The following is a 15,499-nucleotide window of genomic DNA, read 5'->3' as shown; positions in this document are numbered from 1 at the left end:
TTATTGCAAAAATCAATGAACATGCATAAAAAAATGCTTGTTTTCCTTTTGTCGGCCGCACTGCTGAATTGTGCCAAGGAGTCCAAACCAGATGTGGCTTACATGGTTTCACCATTATTTGAAAACAGTGCACCAAAGCTGTTGGTGCAGATGCGCTTTGCCGCTGATTCTTCGGGCAAAACCATTTTGGAGTTCAATGACCAGGTTTGGGGAGAGAAAAACCTTCATGACGTTGTCGAAAGCACCAAGTTGCTGAATGCAATAGGTGAGATTGAGCAGAATCGGGATAGTGGCTGGTTTTTAATAAAACATCCCAAAGATTTGGATTCGATTCGATTTGAGTATGTGCTCAAACAAGATTTCGACCATCCCATTTCGACACGCGAAGTTTACCGCCCCATTATACAGCCTGCTTATTTTCATGTGTTTTCGCACAACCTCTTTATGGTGCCCAAAATGGAAAAAGACACTGTTGATATTTCCATTTCTTGGAGGGGCTTTTCTGAAAAAGATGTCATACACAACAGTTTTGGTAGCCAACAAAGGGAACAATTGCTTGAGAATGTCTTATGGGAAGAGTTTGGCAATGCCATTTTTGTGGGAGGCGACTTTAGGGTACATAAAGATGAAATCAAGGGCAATGCAATCAGTTTGGCCACTAGGGGCGAGTGGATTCCCTTTCAAGAAGATTCCGTGATGCATGTTTTAAAGCAGACATTGCAGTGCCAACGTGATTTTTGGAACGACCATTCCCAAGAATACTTTACAGTGACCATGCAGCCCTTTCCACAGGAAAATGGAAGCAGTTTTCAAGGTACGGGGCTCACCAATTCGTTCGCAACTTCTATATCGAACAACGAGTTTGCAGATATCGAACAATTGGTGTACCTGTTCAACCATGAGCTTATGCACAATTGGATCGGACATACCATTAAAAATGATAATGAAGAAGAACAGTATTGGTTCAGTGAGGGCTTTACTGAGTATTATGCCTTCAAGAACATCGCCAAGAACAACATCAACGGTTTGGGGGCTTCTTACTTTATCGATTCAATGAATAAGACAATTCGAAACCTGTTTTCTTCCCCGGTATTCGAAGCGCCCAATTCAGAAATCAATTATGATAATTTTTGGGGCAATAGGGAGTATAGCAAGCTGCCCTATTATCGGGGGGCACTTTTCGCTTTTATTTTAGACCAGAAAATCCAAAAGCAGACCGATAATAGACAAAGCCTCGATGATGTCATGCGACAAATCTTGAAAGATGCTACTAAAAAGGGCCAAAAGCTGACCCACGATTACTTTTTACAGGTAATGGGAAAATATTTGGGCAAGGATTTCAACACTTTTTTCGAGATCCACATTGTACAGGGTAGGCCGTTACCCTTGGCTGATTTTTTTGATGAATTGGGATTAGATTTTGAAAGGGAGACCCAATTGTTCGAAATGGGTTTTGAACTATCTGATGATAGGAAGGAAGTTGTTTCGGTCATCAAGGGAAGCAACGCTGAAAAAGCGGGCCTAATTGCAGGCGATCGGTTATATTCAAGAAGCATTCATTATGGTAATGTGGCCAAACCTATTGAGTTGGGGGTTCTGAGAAATGGCAATGAAATCGATATTTCATTTTATCCTGTAAAAACAGCCCTTGTGCCAACATTGCTAAACTCGCCGAAGAACCAAAGCTTACTCATGCCTTGACAAATTCATTGTCAACCAAGGCAATGCCATCATCGATCAAGTGGCCCACTTTGGGGTTATGTTGCTTCACCGTTTCTAGATGCTGGATAATATTTCTGGCAAGCTCTTTATTGCCATCCTTGCATGCCAACTCATAAAGCTCAACGGACAACAACCAGTCGTTCGGATGCTTTTCTTTTAGTTCTTGGAATACCTTGCGCCGAGAAATGGTGGTGTCTACCCCTTCGCGCCATTCGCGAATACGTTGGTACAGGGTCTCTAAACGTAGGCGCTCTTTCGTTTTCGGTTTTTTGATGGTCGTTTCTGAAAGTTCGTGGGTCACCAGATTAAAACTGCCCACATCGGCAGGGCCATGAAAGGCCGAGATCACCTCTTGGCCAACGGCCATGCTATAGGTGCCGGTATTTGATTCGAAAATGACCTTGCCGCCGTGGGTCACTTTGCAATTCTCAAAGGTGATGAGCAGTATCTTGCCCTGCAGGTTTCGGGTGCCGGTAATGATTTTACCGGAAATTTTGATATCGCCCTCGAACTCGAGCGTAATAGTCTCGCCTTCGTAGATATTGTAAGCCTTCAGGTCACGCGGCCCCATATCTTCAATGGCCAAATTGATGCCCTTAAGTTTGCCGATCGGGGTGCCAAATCCGTCGGTGTGTTTCTCGATGCCGTGGCCGATGAGTTCTTTTTCGCGATAGGCCAGTGCGGTTGGCCCGGTGGTTTGCACATAAACGGGTTTGCCATTGTGGGCGATTACCTTTTCAAAGTTGCCTGAAATCTGTAGGCCGGTACTTAGTTCAATGGTGCCCAACTCTTTGGAGTCAATTAATTTTTGTATGCCATCGAGTCCGCCACGGCGTAGGGCCATGGTGTCGGCAAAATCTTCCAATACTTGGCTCAAGAACGCAAAATCGGGCGTTACGAAAAGCTGCGGCTGCGGTTTGGTAATGTCGAACTCGGTATGGGCCGCTTCAAGTGAGTATGGTATTTTCTTCACTTTATCGGTCATGCACCAACTGCTCTCGCCGATAGAGGACAATAAACCTGCTCCGTAAATTTTTGGGTTGTTGATAGACCCAATTAGTCCGTATTCCACCGTCCACCAATGCAGGTTTCGAATAAGGGCCATTTCGCTGGGTTCACCCATGTTCTGTTGCAGTTCTTCAATGTGCCTTTCGGCTTCCTCAATTTCTTTATGTGGAGTGCCATCGGCCTCTTTGATAATGCTCAAATGGCGCACTGCTTCGTACAGTTCATGATCTTTGGCACTCGAAATGGCCTTTGAGCCGATTTCGCCAAAGCGCCGTAGGTATTCGGCATATTCGGGGTTGGCGATAATGGGTGCATGGCCTGCCCCCTCATGGATGATGTCTGGGGCTGGGGTGTATTCAATATTTTCCAATTGCCGGATGTCAGAGGCAATAACGAGCACATTGTAGGCCTGAAACTCCATAAAGGCTGCCGGGGGAATAAACCCATCTACCGCTACGGCCGCCCAACCGATTTCCTTTAAAATGCGGTTCATGCCATACATATTGGGTATATGGTCAATCGATATGCCCGTCTTTTTCAAGCCCTCAACATATGACTCATGCGCCACTTTGCTTAGGTAATCGACGTTCTTGCGCATCACGTACCGCCATACGGCCTGGTCTATGGGCGAGTATTCATCGTAGTTTTGTGGTTTGATGTACTGCCGTAGGTGTTTGGGCAGTTTGTCAAGTATCGGATTGCTTTCGTATGCCTGCTCTTTCATCGTACTACTTTTATATCACATGGCCCACTGCTTTTGCTTGGGTTGTTCAAACATCGATCTTTTTGCCAGTTGGGTCAAAGAACTCCCGCAGGGTAAAAGCCGACGGCGATGCGCCGTTCGCTTCGAGGGCATCCAATTTCTCCTTGGCCATTTCCAAAGTGGGAAGCTCGCCTTTTGGCAACCACCATAACACGAACAACGAAGTACCCTTTAGGTCAAACCACTTTTTCTTGTTTCGCAGAAAATAGCTGTGCACGCTTCCATAGACAAAATCTTTGAACGACGGTAAATCTTCCCGTACACTGATGTTGACGGCCATCATATCATCTTTGAAGGGCGACTCGATATAGGATGCCGAACGGCCCTGCTCATCCTTTAGCCTCCATATAAAGCCCTTGCTTTCTTCGGCAAAGCGGTTGACGGGTTCTAAAAAGTCAACAAACTCTTTCATCACCGGGTCTGTCAACGGAGCTTTAAAAAGTGCGATGTTCGCTTGGGCCAAGTGGTATTCCATCAAAAAAAATCCTTATAAAATTACAAAAAATCGATATTCCATGCCATTAAGGCTTATTCAAAAAATATGTCGCTCGAGTGCCGCGAAAAAACAAAAAAGCCTTTCCGCTCTTGTGAACGGAAAGGCCTTTCAGAAACGAAATGACCACCCTTAACAACTACTACAATAAACACTCATTTTGATCATGCGGCCCTTTCGTTCGAATTTTTTTTAGTTTGCGGCAAGTTCTTGTATAGGCGGATATTTTTCAAGGATTTGTGAGACAAACTCACGAATGCGCTCTTCTTTTTTCTCAACATTTGAGGTGTTGTTCAGCGTGCCTACGCCACGCCCTTGCCAAACAAGCTGTTTGGTTTCCGCATCTATAAGGTCTATGTAGAGTGAGCCTTGGGTTCTGGTCGATACATTAGGCCCCCAGGCACCGCCCCAGCCCCAGCCAGGACCCCAGACCCATGGATTGTACCAGCCACCCCAACCCCAGCCCCAGCCCCAGCCGAAGTTGTTGTTGTAAACATCCACTTGTTCCCTTTCTTTGGTGAAAATACTGACCAAAATGTCGGGATTTTGCGATTTAACAAAGCCCTTTGCACCCATCTCTGCCTCGATAGCCTTTAGAATGCGCCGTTTGTCAAGATCGGAGATTTGGGCCTTGTCAATACCCGTTTTGTAAAAGGCATAGGTTTTATAATCTTTGAAATCTACCTCCCTATCGTAATCGGCCACCACGCGTACTGAAACGCATGAGCTTAAAAAAAACAGGGCAAGCAGTGGAAGTGCAAAAGCTTTGAATGTTTTCATATCAATTTTTTTGAGTTAAACCGCATTTCTCTTAAAATACATCAAATATTGTGCCGAAAAGCCCAGTTTTAGCGGTGTAAACCCGTTTTTTTGTCGAATCCGTACGGACAATGCCGACACCCACTCTCACAACAATAACCACGTTTCAAAAGGTACTGTTCGGTAAAGACTTTGTAGCCCTCTTCTGAAAGGTAATAGTCGCCTTCTTCAAGCGGTAGTATCTTTTTTGCCAATACCGGATCTGTTTTTGTTCCCCTAAAATTACCGAATTCCAATCATTTCGAACCTGCCTTTTACCCAATATCTAAACCGTACATCTTGTTTTTTAACATTTAAAAGGGAATCCTGTTATATTTGTTAGGTATCGTATGAGAAAAATATGGTCGTAGTCTTTCGACATTTCTTCTATAAAAACTATGTGGGGCTCTCTCTTTGGCCCTTCATCATTGTGAAAGAATGCCATCACAAAACAGATGCGGTTCTCATTAACCACGAGCGCATTCACCTTAAGCAGCAGCAAGAGCTATTCGTGCTTCCTTTTTATATGTTATATGTGGCCGAATGGATGCTGCGCACAGTACTTTACCTAAATAGCTACCGTGCCTACCAGAACATCAGTTTTGAACGCGAGGCATATGCCAATGAGCACGATCCAAACTATATTGCAACCCGAAAGACCTTCGGATTTTTAGACTATCTTTTCCGATAAGTCATACCATTTTTGAAAAGTAGAACCCAACAAGTTGACCTGCCCGAACTTCGCGAACAGGGTATTGTGCTGTGTATAAAGCGCGAAGATGAACTGCACCCTTATATATCTGGCAACAAGTACCGTAAACTGAAATACAATCTTGAAAGGGCCAAAGAAGAAGGGCATTCTATGCTGCTCACTTTTGGGGGTGCCTTTTCGAACCACATCGTGGCAACGGCCTGTGCCGGTAAGGAAAATGGGCTCAATACCATCGGCGTGATAAGGGGGGAAGAACTGGAAACAGGTTGGAAAGACAACCCCACACTGCGATTGGCCTCAGAATTTGGGATGCATTTACATTTCGTGACAAGGGAAGCCTATCGCCAAAAGTCTGCTCCACTCTTTCTGAAGACCTTGCAAAACAAGTTTGGCGATTTTTATCCACTTCCGGAAGGGGGTACGAATGCCCTGGCGGTAAAGGGCTGCCTAGAGATTCTTTCTGAAGACGACACCCAATTCGATGCTGTTTGTTGCGCTGTCGGCACCGGAGGCACTATCGCCGGGCTTATCAATTCCGCCGGTGCCAATCAGACCGTTTGGGGCTATCCGGCCCTAAAAGGCGATTTTTTGAAAGATGATATTTGTAAATTTGCCGCGAATGATAATTGGCGATTGATCACAGATTATCATTTTGGGGGGTATGCCAAGGTGACCCGCGAGTTGGTGGATTTCATCAATGATTTTAAGAAAAGCACGGGCATTCCCCTAGATCCCATCTACACCGGCAAGATGTTGTACGGTATTCTAGATCAGGTTAAAAAGGGTCAAATTACAAGAGAAAGCCGTATACTGGCCATCCATACGGGAGGCCTTCAAGGCATAAAAGGCATGAACCTTGTACTAAAAAAGAAAAAGTTGCCGTTACTCGACATATGAGAGCACAAGTATTGTATGGCGTTTTAGGATTGTTGGTGCTGACCGGCTGTGGTACAAAAAAGCGCACGGTTCAGAAAGCCGAAAAAGAACCACGGCCCAGGGTGGTACATAACCCCAACAAGAACATTGAAAAGACCAAGGTCGATGAGTCGGTACTGTACCCCATGCCCGCCGATCCCGGTAGATTTGTAAAATTTCCGATTGCCTCCACACGAGAATACATTGAAACCTTTGCTGAGATTGCGCAATATGAGATGCGTGCCTTTGGCATACCTGCGAGCATTACCCTGGCGCAGGGCATTTTGGAAAGCGGTTCGGGCAGGGGGGAGCTTACCCGCAAGACCAACAACCATTTTGGTATCAAGTGCCATACTGGTTGGCAGGGTGAGTATGATTTTCACGATGATGATGAGCGCGGTGAGTGTTTTCGAAAATATAACCATCCAATGTTCTCGTTTCGCGATCACAGTATTTTTCTTTCTTCCCGCTCGCGCTATGCCTTTCTCTTCAATTACCGAAGGGATGATTACAAAAGATGGGCACACGGACTCAAAAAGGCCGGTTACGCTACCGATAGAAAGTATCCACAAAAACTTATTTCTTTGATCGAACAGTACGATTTGCACAAATATGATGAGGAAGTTGTAAAGGGCGGATTGGAAGTTGTGCGCAAACCAAAGGAGTATGAGGTATTTACCCATATTGTTCAAAAAGGCGATACCCTCTACGGAATCTCCAAGCGCTATACCATTTCGATTGATGAGATCAAGCGCCTTAACAATTTAGAGGGCACTACCATTTCTGTGGGCCAAGTGCTCAATATTCGAAGACCGAAGACGAAATAAGCAATAAAATATCGAGCGCAGTAGAGATGCTTTTTAGCACGAAACTTTCAAAGTATTCTCGACCGCACTAGAACTTGACAATACCCAAAATAAGATTGATGCGATATCAACGAAGCAGTGCGCTGTTTGCAGAGGCAAAAAAATACATTCCCGGTGGGGTGAATTCACCCGTTCGGGCGTTCAAGGCCGTAGGTGGCGAACCCATTTTTATCAAAGAGGCCAAAGGTGCCTACCTCTATGATGAAGATGGTAACAAATACATCGACTATATCGCCTCTTGGGGCCCTTTGTTGTTTGGCCATGCCCACGAACCTGTTCTCAGGGCGGTCATCGAAAAGGCAAAAAAGGGCACTTCTTTCGGCATTCCTACCGAGATTGAGACCGAGCTTGCCAAATTGGCGGTTGATATGGTGCCGAACGTAGACAAGATACGTTTCGTGAACTCGGGTACCGAGGCCTGCATGAGCGCCGTTCGGTTGGCACGGGGGTACACCGGCAAAGAAAAGATCATCAAGTTTGCGGGTTGTTACCACGGCCATTCCGATGCCTTTTTGATACAGGCGGGCAGTGGAGCGGTCACTTTTGGCAGTCCCAACAGTCCCGGGGTTACCCAGGGCACTGCCAAAGACACCCTATTGGCCCATTACAACGATTTGGATAGCGTAAAAGAGCTTGTCAAAGCCAACCAGGGCGAGATTGCCGCCATTATTTTGGAGCCCGTAGCAGGCAATATGGGGTGTATTATTCCAACCGATGTATTTATACATGGCTTGCGTGAGCTCTGCACCCAAGAAGGTATACTATTGCTCTTTGATGAGGTGATGACCGGATTTCGATTGGCCAAGGGAGGTGCCCAAGAGGCGCTGGGCATCGATGCCGATATTATGATGTTTGGAAAGGTCATCGGGGGTGGATTGCCCGTCGGGGCTTTTGCCGCGCGATCAGAGATAATGGCGCATTTGGCACCCGAAGGGCCCGTTTACCAAGCAGGCACGTTGAGTGGTAACCCCTTGGCGATGGCCGCTGGGTTGGCCATGCTCACAGCGATTGACCAAAACCCCGAAGTTTTTGAACGGTTGGCAAAGAAAACGGAATACCTGCACAAGGGTATTGCCCAAGTATTGACCGAAAAGGGAATCGCCCACCATATCAACCGCTTTGGTAGTATGATTTCGGTGCATTTTACCGACGAACCCGTAGTCGATTTTGCCTCTTCTGCGAAGGGCAATAACGATATGTTCAAAAAATACTTTCATGGTATGCTCGATCAAGGGGTGTATTTGCCCCCCTCGGCCTTTGAAAGTTACTTTTTAAACGATGCCCTTAGCTACGGGGATCTGGACAAGACCATTGAGACTGTGAATAATATCTTTTAGTCATTTCGAAGGAGTGTAACGACTGAGAAATCCAATAGATGGTTATTGAGATTTCTCATTCCCGATAGCTATCGGGACGTTCGAAATGACTGGAATTAAGAACTTAGATTAGCTCACTGTGCTATTTTCATATGGAAGACTTTGAGGGCTCGAAAACGTTTCCAAACAAAAACCCGGGCATTGCCCGGGTTTTCGCAACTAACTCAAACTTAAAATAAGCTACAAAGGCTTAATCCACAACAAATGCTTCCATCTGTTGTGTTCTTTTAAGACTAAAGCAATATTTATGCCAAAAATTGCCCCGGTCTGAAGCAGTTCGCCCACCTCGTCCGCTTCCAAAAAAAGATGGAAGAGAAAGATGTTCAGGGTAATGGGCAGTAGCAACAATGCACCTACAAAGGCCGGGTATTGCAGAATCAATAACAGTCCGAACAACAGCTCGCAAATGCCCAACAATTGCCAGAAATAACCGGTCTGCTTGCTACCACTGATATATAGTATTTTCTGCAGCGTCTCTTGTTTTGCGGGGTCTTTGAACTTCTCGGCCTTTTCGACCACTTCAATAGGGGCGGGAATGGGTTTTTGAAATTTTTGGATGCCCCCATAGATCATGAATCCGCCCAAAAACAGCCGTAGTGCTATAAAAAGAATTTTGATTGCCTTCATCTCATTCGATTGTTAATGTGGTTTCTCCCTCATTCGGATTGTACACGTAGCGAAACGTATAGTACCTTAGGTCGTTCGCTGCTATTTCTGGGGTTATCTCAGTAGGGGCATCCTTGTAATAGCTGAGTATTTCTACCTTGGCGTACTTATCGTCATGGGTTCTAAAGACTAAGATTTTACCGGGGATGGGACTCACAACATTGGTCATAAAGTTGTAATTGTACCACCCTTGGTCGCTACCCAGTGGAATGGCAAAAGCGCCATCGGCATCTTGCGAAAAAGAAAGCCCTTCTGCTGTGGACACATCTGCAAAAGTGCCGTTTACGATGGCAACACCGGCGTTGCCGTTTCGCGCTGGTTCATCAGCCGTACCCGTAGGTTCGCCGCCATTTACGGCAATGGTGGTGCCCCGAAAGGCAATGTCCCACTCGGTTTCGCTTTCGGTAACCGTGCCCGTTTCAAAACTGAACTTGGTGAACGGCCCACTTGCGGGCTCGCCTTGGCTTCCGTTCTGGGGGGCGTGAATGTTACTGGCCGTTTTGCTCTCAACGGCATTTAGGGGAGGCATGTCGTCATCGTCTTCACTACATCCGACAAATACCAGTAGCAATACTAAAATCTGTGATAATCTCATAAGGGTTTTCATAAGGGTTTTTGTTTAAAATTGAATAGAAAGTCGTGTGAACAGTTGTATGCCGGGGTTGACCAACACTTTGTTGTCTTGCGCCGCCAAGGGATTGTTGCCCTTGAAGTCCAACAGATTGTTGGCCCCCACTTGCACTTGGTAGTTTTTGTAAAATCTTTTTCCGAACGATAGGTTTACAAGGGCGTAACCCTTGATAAAGGCATCGTCAAATTCGTCCAATAAATCGTTGCCATTGCGGTCGGTAAGCCCAAAACGACTGCGATAGACCACCCGAAGATTGGCATTGGCACCCCACTTGGGCACTTCATAGAATGCCTTGAGGTTTAGGGTATGGCGCGAACGGTTTTCGAGACCGAAATAATCCTCTTTGGTCAAGCGAACGGTCTGTAGGGTGTTGGGGTCGCGTGCAAAAACCTCACCGTTCTCGACCGCTGTTTCTTTTGCTTTGTCATAGGCGTACAAGAGTTGATAACCCGCGGAGAGATTTAGATTTTCCAAGGCCTTGTACTGTACGTCAAGCTCTAGGCCTTGGGTATAGACCGCCTCACGGTTGATGTAGCCGAATACGTTTTGGCCATTGGTCTTTGAGGCGAGTATGCGAATGTCGATTAGGTTCTCAAAATCGTTCCTGAACAGATTTAGATCGGCCCGAAGCTTCCCTTTTTTGTAGGCCACCCCCAAATTGTAGCCTATGGAACGCTCGGCATCCAACCGCTCTCCCAATTCAGATGGGTCCACTACTAAGTTGGCAATCTCATCGTTTTCTTGCAAACGTTGAATACCCTGGGCCTCCACCTCCTTACCAAAAATGGAATAACCACCACCGGCCGCATTGGTGAAATCTAAATACAGCTGACGAAAATCGGGTGCCTTGAACCCGCTTCCCACCGAACCCTTCAATGCCCAATTTGAATTCAGGTCGTACCGCGCCGAGAGTTTTGGGCTAAGCTGTGAATTGTACTCGCTATGGTTGTCAAAACGGGCGCCTATAATGAGGTTCAGCTTTTCAGACGGTTTAAAATCGTACTGTGCAAAAACATATTGGGAATCAAAACTGACCTGGTCGGCAAACAACGAACGGTCAAGGGTTTCAAAATTGTAACCGGCACCCACGGTAAGGGTACCACTGTTCAACGAATGGTTGTAGCGTACCTCTGGCCGAAACAGTCTTTGGTCAAAGTCATTGTCCAATAAGATATCGTTATTGACGGGGTCAAAGGTCTGCTCGTTGGTGCTATACCGGGTGTAGTACAATTCATATTCCAACCGGGATTTTTCAGAGAAACGATGGTCAACCCGTAAGTGGGCATTTGCATCGCGTTCTTCACTGGTGCCAGAGGGTATGTCAAAATCTTGAAGAAAGTAACGGCCGGAGAGAAAAAAACGGAGCTTGTCAGAAGCGTCATAAAACACCCTGCCATTGAATGTGTAATTGAAAAATGGGTTTACGGTCTGTGTTCCGTTGCCGGGGGCAAGGTTGTAGCCATCAGTGCTCAAACGGTCTATAAAGAGCGAGTAGCCCACCTTTTCTTTCCGCTGTTTCACGTTTATGGTCGTATTCTGGTTGTTAAAAGTGGCCGCCCGGTGCGCTACCTGCCCGTTTATTTTTCTGTTTTTTGGTTTTTCGGTAATGATGTTGATTACACCGCCCAGGGCCTCGGAGCCAAAAAGGCTTGAAGAAGGCCCTTTGACCACCTCTATTTGTTTGATATTGCCGATGGCAAACCGACTAAGGTCTAAATTACCACTGCTTCTACCCACTACTGGCACCCCATCGATCAACACCAGTATATAATCGGAGGCGATGCCTTGAATCTGCACACCTTCGCCACCACCGATAGTGGCATCGGGGGTCATGACGATCCCCGTCTGTTCGTTCAAGATTTCGTTGAGGCGTGTTACCCCCGTCTGCTGCAATTGCTCTTGTGCGATCAGGGTTACGGGCAGGGGCAACGATGACAGTTGGCGCACCGTTCGGGTAGCCGTGACGATCACCTCATCCAGGTTTTCGGTAAGAATGGAGTCTTTTTCTGGGGAGGTTCTTTTCTGTGCCATCCCTTGAAAAACTGACAGTACTAAAAAAAATATGGCAAAACATTTTTTATTTAGACTCATTCTTAATTAGATTTGTGGCAAATATATATTTTATTTTAAATCAGTCTAAATAAGAATAATTATTTTTTTCACTTTTAACAAGACCCAGATGAAAACAAACCTGAAAATGAGACCCGTACATTTTTTGACCCTATTTGCCCTCTGCGCTGCAGTAGTGGCAGTGGCCCAGACCAAGAAAGAAAAAGACCAAGCGGCCATTAAGAGCATGTGTGGCTGCTACGAGGTCAGCTTTAACTTTGCCGAGACCTTCAACTACGCCGACAGCGATGCCTACCAACCCTCGGCAACCAAACACGACAAGGGGTTGGAGTGGGTGCAATTGGTAGAGGACAATGATGACAAAATCGTCATGCAGCACCTATTGATCGTGGGTCGGCCAGACCAGCCCAAGGTCATCAAGCATTGGCGGCAAGATTGGCTGTATGAGAACACCGACCTGTACGAGTACGACCACGACAACAAATGGACCTACACCTCTTTGCCCCCAGAGGCCGTTAAGGGGCAGTGGACCCAAAAGGTGTACCAAGTAGATGACAGTCCGCGTTATGAGGGCTCAGCCACTTGGGTGCATGTAGATGGCAAAAGTTTTTGGGAAAATACCACCGATGCCCCATTGCCAAGAAGGGAGTACACTAAGCGAAGCGACTACAACGTTACCGAACGTACCAACAAACATGAGATCACCGCCGAAGGTTGGATTCATGATCAAGACAACAAAAAAATTGTTCGTAAGGCCGGTGCTGAAGATATGGTTCTTGCCGAGGAAAAAGGGTTGAACGTCTATAAAAAAGTGGCCGATGCCCGTTGCAAGGCCGCACAAGACTGGTGGGCCGCCAACCAAGCCGATTGGGCCCTTGTACGCGATAAATGGAATGAGGTTTTTGAACGCAAGCAAGACCTACAACTCAATGCCAAGGTAGACGACAAGCGGTTATTTGACCTCTTGTTCGATGACGAATTTAAAAAGACCGAGCAGCATATTGACGAGACCATTGAGGCCTTTATTGCCAAGTAGCTTTGGTTGGTTTTAAGTTGAAAGCTACCCCTTGGGGTGGCTTTTTTTTGTCTCGTATAAAATGAGATGGTTATTCCTATTGGTTACAAGGGGAATCTGGTATGGCACTACAACTGCGCAACAAAAGTACGCCGCAGGCGACCGAGCGTAGCGACCGATGAATTCCTGTAAAAATCAATAAAAAAGAAATGAATAATTCGACACGATCGCCGCGCGGTTAAAAGTACGCCGCAGGCGTATTCGACACCATCGTTCAATGTATGGTGCCGTAGCATCCCGCAGGGTGCTATGCACTATCCTTTTGTTGGGCCTTCGTGTTTTTTCTTTTTCGTCCAAGCGTTGGAATAGACACACTCTTTGACAAGCTCTGGATCGAGCATTTGCTTTGAGCGGCTTGACATTGTGTGTGGCTATGACCGTGGGAATACAGATTTAACTTTCTCAATAGTTACAACTTGTGTAGATTCGATAACCTTTACAGTTGGCGGTTCCTCAAATTTGAAAGTCTTTAAGTCTGCAACGAGTTGGTCAAATTCAGGAGTCGCAGCGATAATTACATTATCAAGTCCAATAACATCACCACTCTTAATTTTTTCCTTCACACCCTTTGCTTCTTCACTTAGAGTTATAAGGTAACTCAATGCTTTTCGGTGAACATATTTTAATGCGATTGATTCGAGGTCAGCTTGCTTATACCTTTCTCTTAGGCTTGTTTTCACACTCCAACAAATAGGTCCTCTTTCTTTCGTGTAAAACATGAGGTCATAAATGACATTTGGAACGAAGGCAACTTTTGCACTCAAGTATAATGGTAAGATACCTTCTCTAATACATAATGAAGCAAGTATGTATTCAAACATTTTTCCGTTCAAGTTCGAATTACGGTCATCTTGACTTTCGTACTTGTCCCAAAGGTGTTTGATATATTCAGACGGCTTTTCATACTTAAAGTCCATAAAATCTGGAAACAAACTTTCAAATATGTTTCCTGCTTTGGTGTCTTTGCCGATTATTATTCCAAGTTCTTTAAGCATGTTTCAACAATCGTTTAATTATTTCTTTTGCAGTTGCCTGAATGGCTGGAACTGCAACTGAATTTCCAAATTGCTTATAGGCAGAAGCATCAGAAACTGGAATCAGAAAGTTGTCAGGAAAGCCTTGGAGTCTTGCCCATTCTCTTGGCGTCATTTTCCTGATTCCTTGTCTGTTCACCTCACCTTTGATATGAGTCACAGGAGTGAAGTCTTCAAGCCGGTCATCATAGACAAGATTTCGTTCTCTTCCCATTCCTCCGCATACAACGGCATTTGCTATCCCATCGTCAGGAATTATTTCGTAGCCAAACCCATTGCCTTTGCTCTCGTGTCGCTGTTTGTGTTTGACTAAGGTATTTAGGTAAGTGTCCGATAAGTAGTATTTAACAGAAACCGTTTCTTCTTCTTTTACATCTTCAAATGCAACTGTTTGATTGGTTGGTTCAGGATACTCAAATTCATCTATTCCTAAGTCACTTCTGAAACCAACTATGAATATTCGTTCACGATTTTGAGGAACACCAAAGTCTTTGGCGTTTAGAATTTGAGGTTCAGGCACATAATAGCCTAAGTCCTCTCGGAGAACATTTAGAATCGTTTTTAGTGTTTTGCCCTTGTCATGATTTCTAAGCCCTTTGACATTTTCAAGGAAAATTGCTTTTGGCTGTTTTCTTTTAATTATCTCGGCTACATCAAAGAACAATGTGCCCCTAGTGTCTTCAAATCCACCTCTTCTGCCTGCGATTGAAAATGCCTGACATGGAAAACCTGCACATAGAACATCAAAATTGTCGGGTATGAATCTTTTAGTTTCTTCCTTAGTTATGTCACCAAATGGAACCTCACCGAAGTTGGCTTGATAAGTCTTCTTTGCCTGTTCATCCCATTCGCTGGTGTAAACACATTTTCCGCCAAGATTTTGCATTGCAAGTCGAAAACCCCCAATTCCTGCGAATAAGTCAATGAATTTGAATTTTGGTTTTGTTGGAGCAGGGAAGGGGATTTCTTTTTGAAAGTCAAAAATCATGTATTGTAAAGCTTCCTCGGCTGCTTTACTTGTGATATTGTCTTCTGGAAACTTGTATTCTAGAGCTCTCCTTAGGTGGTTTAGTGCTTCTTCTTTATAGAAGCTAGCAACGTCATTTTTATGATTAAGCAAATAGTGGGTTAATGCAGCATTACCGTGTTCTGAAGCTTCAACCATTCTAATTTTGAATGCTTTTCCATTCACTTCTTCTACCGTAATCTTTTCCTTTAATTCCATTATCTACTTGTCCTAATTTAGTCTTGCTAAGATACCAAAATGACCACTTTTTCCTTGATTCTGTCAATCATATTACTCACAATTTTATTCAGTCAACGCGTTGGCAAAAAAGCAATGTGTGCGTTTAGCACTCTTTGCTTGTGGG

Annotated in this window: 15 protein-coding genes; 6 read left to right on the top strand and 9 right to left on the bottom strand. The window is 45.2% G+C overall.

What is annotated here, in order from left to right; all coding sequences use genetic code 11:
• The first annotated feature begins 33 nt into the window (after window positions 1–33).
• Window positions 34–1,701 (top strand): M1 family aminopeptidase, encoded by a 1,668-nt coding sequence (locus VC82_RS04440; RefSeq protein WP_157517983.1) that lies wholly within the window; start codon window positions 34–36, stop codon window positions 1,699–1,701.
• Here the strand turns inward: VC82_RS04440 and VC82_RS04435 are convergent.
• The 4 genes from VC82_RS04435 to VC82_RS15640 form a co-directional block, all read right to left on the bottom strand.
• Window positions 1,691–3,454, bottom strand: a complete 1,764-nt coding sequence (locus VC82_RS04435; protein ID WP_045801300.1) for an aromatic amino acid hydroxylase — start codon at window positions 3,452–3,454, stop codon at window positions 1,691–1,693. The genes VC82_RS04440 and VC82_RS04435 overlap by 11 nt on opposite strands.
• Window positions 3,455–3,500: 46 nt before the next feature.
• Window positions 3,501–3,968 carry a DUF3291 domain-containing protein gene (locus tag VC82_RS04430; protein WP_045801299.1) on the bottom strand — a complete coding sequence of 156 codons (468 nt, stop codon included), beginning with the start codon at window positions 3,966–3,968 and terminating at the stop codon, window positions 3,501–3,503.
• A 210-nt stretch (window positions 3,969–4,178) separates the two neighbouring features.
• Entirely contained in the window at window positions 4,179–4,766 is a 588-nt protein-coding gene (locus VC82_RS04425) for a DUF4136 domain-containing protein (RefSeq protein WP_045801298.1), read from the bottom strand.
• A 68-nt stretch (window positions 4,767–4,834) separates the two neighbouring features.
• Window positions 4,835–4,999, bottom strand: coding sequence for a DUF5522 domain-containing protein (locus tag VC82_RS15640; RefSeq protein ID WP_170218309.1), 165 nt, complete (start codon window positions 4,997–4,999; stop codon window positions 4,835–4,837).
• 146 nt (window positions 5,000–5,145) lie between these two features.
• On the opposite strand from VC82_RS15640, the gene VC82_RS04415 reads away from it, so the two are divergent.
• The 4 genes from VC82_RS04415 to hemL all read left to right on the top strand — a co-directional run bounded on the left by VC82_RS04415 (window position 5,146) and on the right by hemL (window position 8,614).
• A complete protein-coding gene (locus VC82_RS04415; protein WP_045801296.1) occupies window positions 5,146–5,475 on the top strand; it encodes a hypothetical protein in 330 nt (109 codons plus the stop codon).
• Window positions 5,476–5,487: 12 nt separating this feature from the next.
• Window positions 5,488–6,393 (top strand): 1-aminocyclopropane-1-carboxylate deaminase/D-cysteine desulfhydrase, encoded by a 906-nt coding sequence (locus VC82_RS04410; protein ID WP_045801295.1) that lies wholly within the window; start codon window positions 5,488–5,490, stop codon window positions 6,391–6,393.
• The gene (locus tag VC82_RS04405) at window positions 6,390–7,238 is read left to right on the top strand and encodes a glucosaminidase domain-containing protein (protein WP_045801294.1); all 849 of its coding nucleotides are present in this window, start codon (window positions 6,390–6,392) and stop codon (window positions 7,236–7,238) included. Before VC82_RS04410 ends, VC82_RS04405 begins: the two co-directional genes overlap by 4 nt.
• A 98-nt stretch (window positions 7,239–7,336) precedes the next feature.
• Window positions 7,337–8,614 (top strand): glutamate-1-semialdehyde 2,1-aminomutase, encoded by a 1,278-nt coding sequence (hemL, locus tag VC82_RS04400; RefSeq protein WP_045801293.1) that lies wholly within the window; start codon window positions 7,337–7,339, stop codon window positions 8,612–8,614.
• A 219-nt stretch (window positions 8,615–8,833) separates the two neighbouring features.
• Here hemL and VC82_RS04395 read toward each other — a convergent pair whose 3' ends face one another.
• Genes VC82_RS04395 through VC82_RS04385 form a run of 3 tightly spaced genes read right to left on the bottom strand, consistent with a single transcriptional unit; the run spans window position 8,834 to window position 11,981 of the window.
• Window positions 8,834–9,280, bottom strand: a complete 447-nt coding sequence (locus VC82_RS04395; protein WP_045801292.1) for a DoxX family membrane protein — start codon at window positions 9,278–9,280, stop codon at window positions 8,834–8,836.
• Between the two features lies 1 nt (window position 9,281).
• Complete coding sequence (locus VC82_RS04390; protein ID WP_045801291.1) at window positions 9,282–9,926, bottom strand: HmuY family protein; 645 nt, start codon at window positions 9,924–9,926, stop codon at window positions 9,282–9,284.
• 12 nt (window positions 9,927–9,938) lie between these two features.
• Entirely contained in the window at window positions 9,939–11,981 is a 2,043-nt protein-coding gene (locus VC82_RS04385) for a TonB-dependent receptor plug domain-containing protein (protein ID WP_170218308.1), read from the bottom strand.
• A gap of 148 nt (window positions 11,982–12,129) precedes the next feature.
• On the opposite strand from VC82_RS04385, the gene VC82_RS04380 reads away from it, so the two are divergent.
• Window positions 12,130–13,056 (top strand): DUF6607 family protein, encoded by a 927-nt coding sequence (locus tag VC82_RS04380; protein WP_417935062.1) that lies wholly within the window; start codon window positions 12,130–12,132, stop codon window positions 13,054–13,056.
• Window positions 13,057–13,466: 410 nt separating this feature from the next.
• Here VC82_RS04380 and VC82_RS04375 read toward each other — a convergent pair whose 3' ends face one another.
• Together VC82_RS04375 and VC82_RS04370 are read right to left on the bottom strand one after the other, a co-directional pair.
• A complete protein-coding gene (locus VC82_RS04375) occupies window positions 13,467–14,090 on the bottom strand; it encodes a hypothetical protein (RefSeq protein ID WP_052698911.1) in 624 nt (207 codons plus the stop codon).
• Window positions 14,083–15,354: a DNA cytosine methyltransferase gene (locus VC82_RS04370; protein WP_045801289.1), complete on the bottom strand. Its 1,272-nt coding sequence runs from the start codon at window positions 15,352–15,354 to the stop codon at window positions 14,083–14,085. The genes VC82_RS04375 and VC82_RS04370 overlap by 8 nt, the downstream gene beginning before the upstream one ends.
• Between the last annotated feature and the right edge of the window lie 145 nt (window positions 15,355–15,499).

Origin of the sequence: Flagellimonas lutaonensis (assembly GCF_000963865.1) — a bacterium.
GTDB lineage: Bacteria > Bacteroidota > Bacteroidia > Flavobacteriales > Flavobacteriaceae > Flagellimonas_A > Flagellimonas_A lutaonensis.
Note: the sequence above shows the minus strand (reverse complement) of the source record. Positions and strands in the feature narration are given on the sequence as shown.

Bases quoted from the DNA above. Each gene is read 5' to 3' on its own strand.
- VC82_RS04440 (WP_157517983.1), top strand. From the start codon at position 34: ATGCTTGTTTTCCTTTTGTCGGCCGCACTGCTGAATTGTGCCAAGGAG.
- VC82_RS04435 (WP_045801300.1), bottom strand. From the start codon at position 3,454: ATGAAAGAGCAGGCATACGAAAGCAATCCGATACTTGACAAACTGCCC.
- VC82_RS04430 (WP_045801299.1), bottom strand. From the start codon at position 3,968: ATGGAATACCACTTGGCCCAAGCGAACATCGCACTTTTTAAAGCTCCG.
- VC82_RS04425 (WP_045801298.1), bottom strand. From the start codon at position 4,766: ATGAAAACATTCAAAGCTTTTGCACTTCCACTGCTTGCCCTGTTTTTT.
- VC82_RS04415 (WP_045801296.1), top strand. From the start codon at position 5,146: ATGGTCGTAGTCTTTCGACATTTCTTCTATAAAAACTATGTGGGGCTC.
- VC82_RS04405 (WP_045801294.1), top strand. From the start codon at position 6,390: ATGAGAGCACAAGTATTGTATGGCGTTTTAGGATTGTTGGTGCTGACC.
- hemL (WP_045801293.1), top strand. From the start codon at position 7,337: ATGCGATATCAACGAAGCAGTGCGCTGTTTGCAGAGGCAAAAAAATAC.
- VC82_RS04395 (WP_045801292.1), bottom strand. From the start codon at position 9,280: ATGAAGGCAATCAAAATTCTTTTTATAGCACTACGGCTGTTTTTGGGC.
- VC82_RS04390 (WP_045801291.1), bottom strand. From the start codon at position 9,926: ATGAAAACCCTTATGAGATTATCACAGATTTTAGTATTGCTACTGGTA.
- VC82_RS04385 (WP_170218308.1), bottom strand. From the start codon at position 11,981: ATGGCACAGAAAAGAACCTCCCCAGAAAAAGACTCCATTCTTACCGAA.
- VC82_RS04380 (WP_417935062.1), top strand. From the start codon at position 12,130: ATGAAAACAAACCTGAAAATGAGACCCGTACATTTTTTGACCCTATTT.
- VC82_RS04375 (WP_052698911.1), bottom strand. From the start codon at position 14,090: ATGCTTAAAGAACTTGGAATAATAATCGGCAAAGACACCAAAGCAGGA.
- VC82_RS04370 (WP_045801289.1), bottom strand. From the start codon at position 15,354: ATGGAATTAAAGGAAAAGATTACGGTAGAAGAAGTGAATGGAAAAGCA.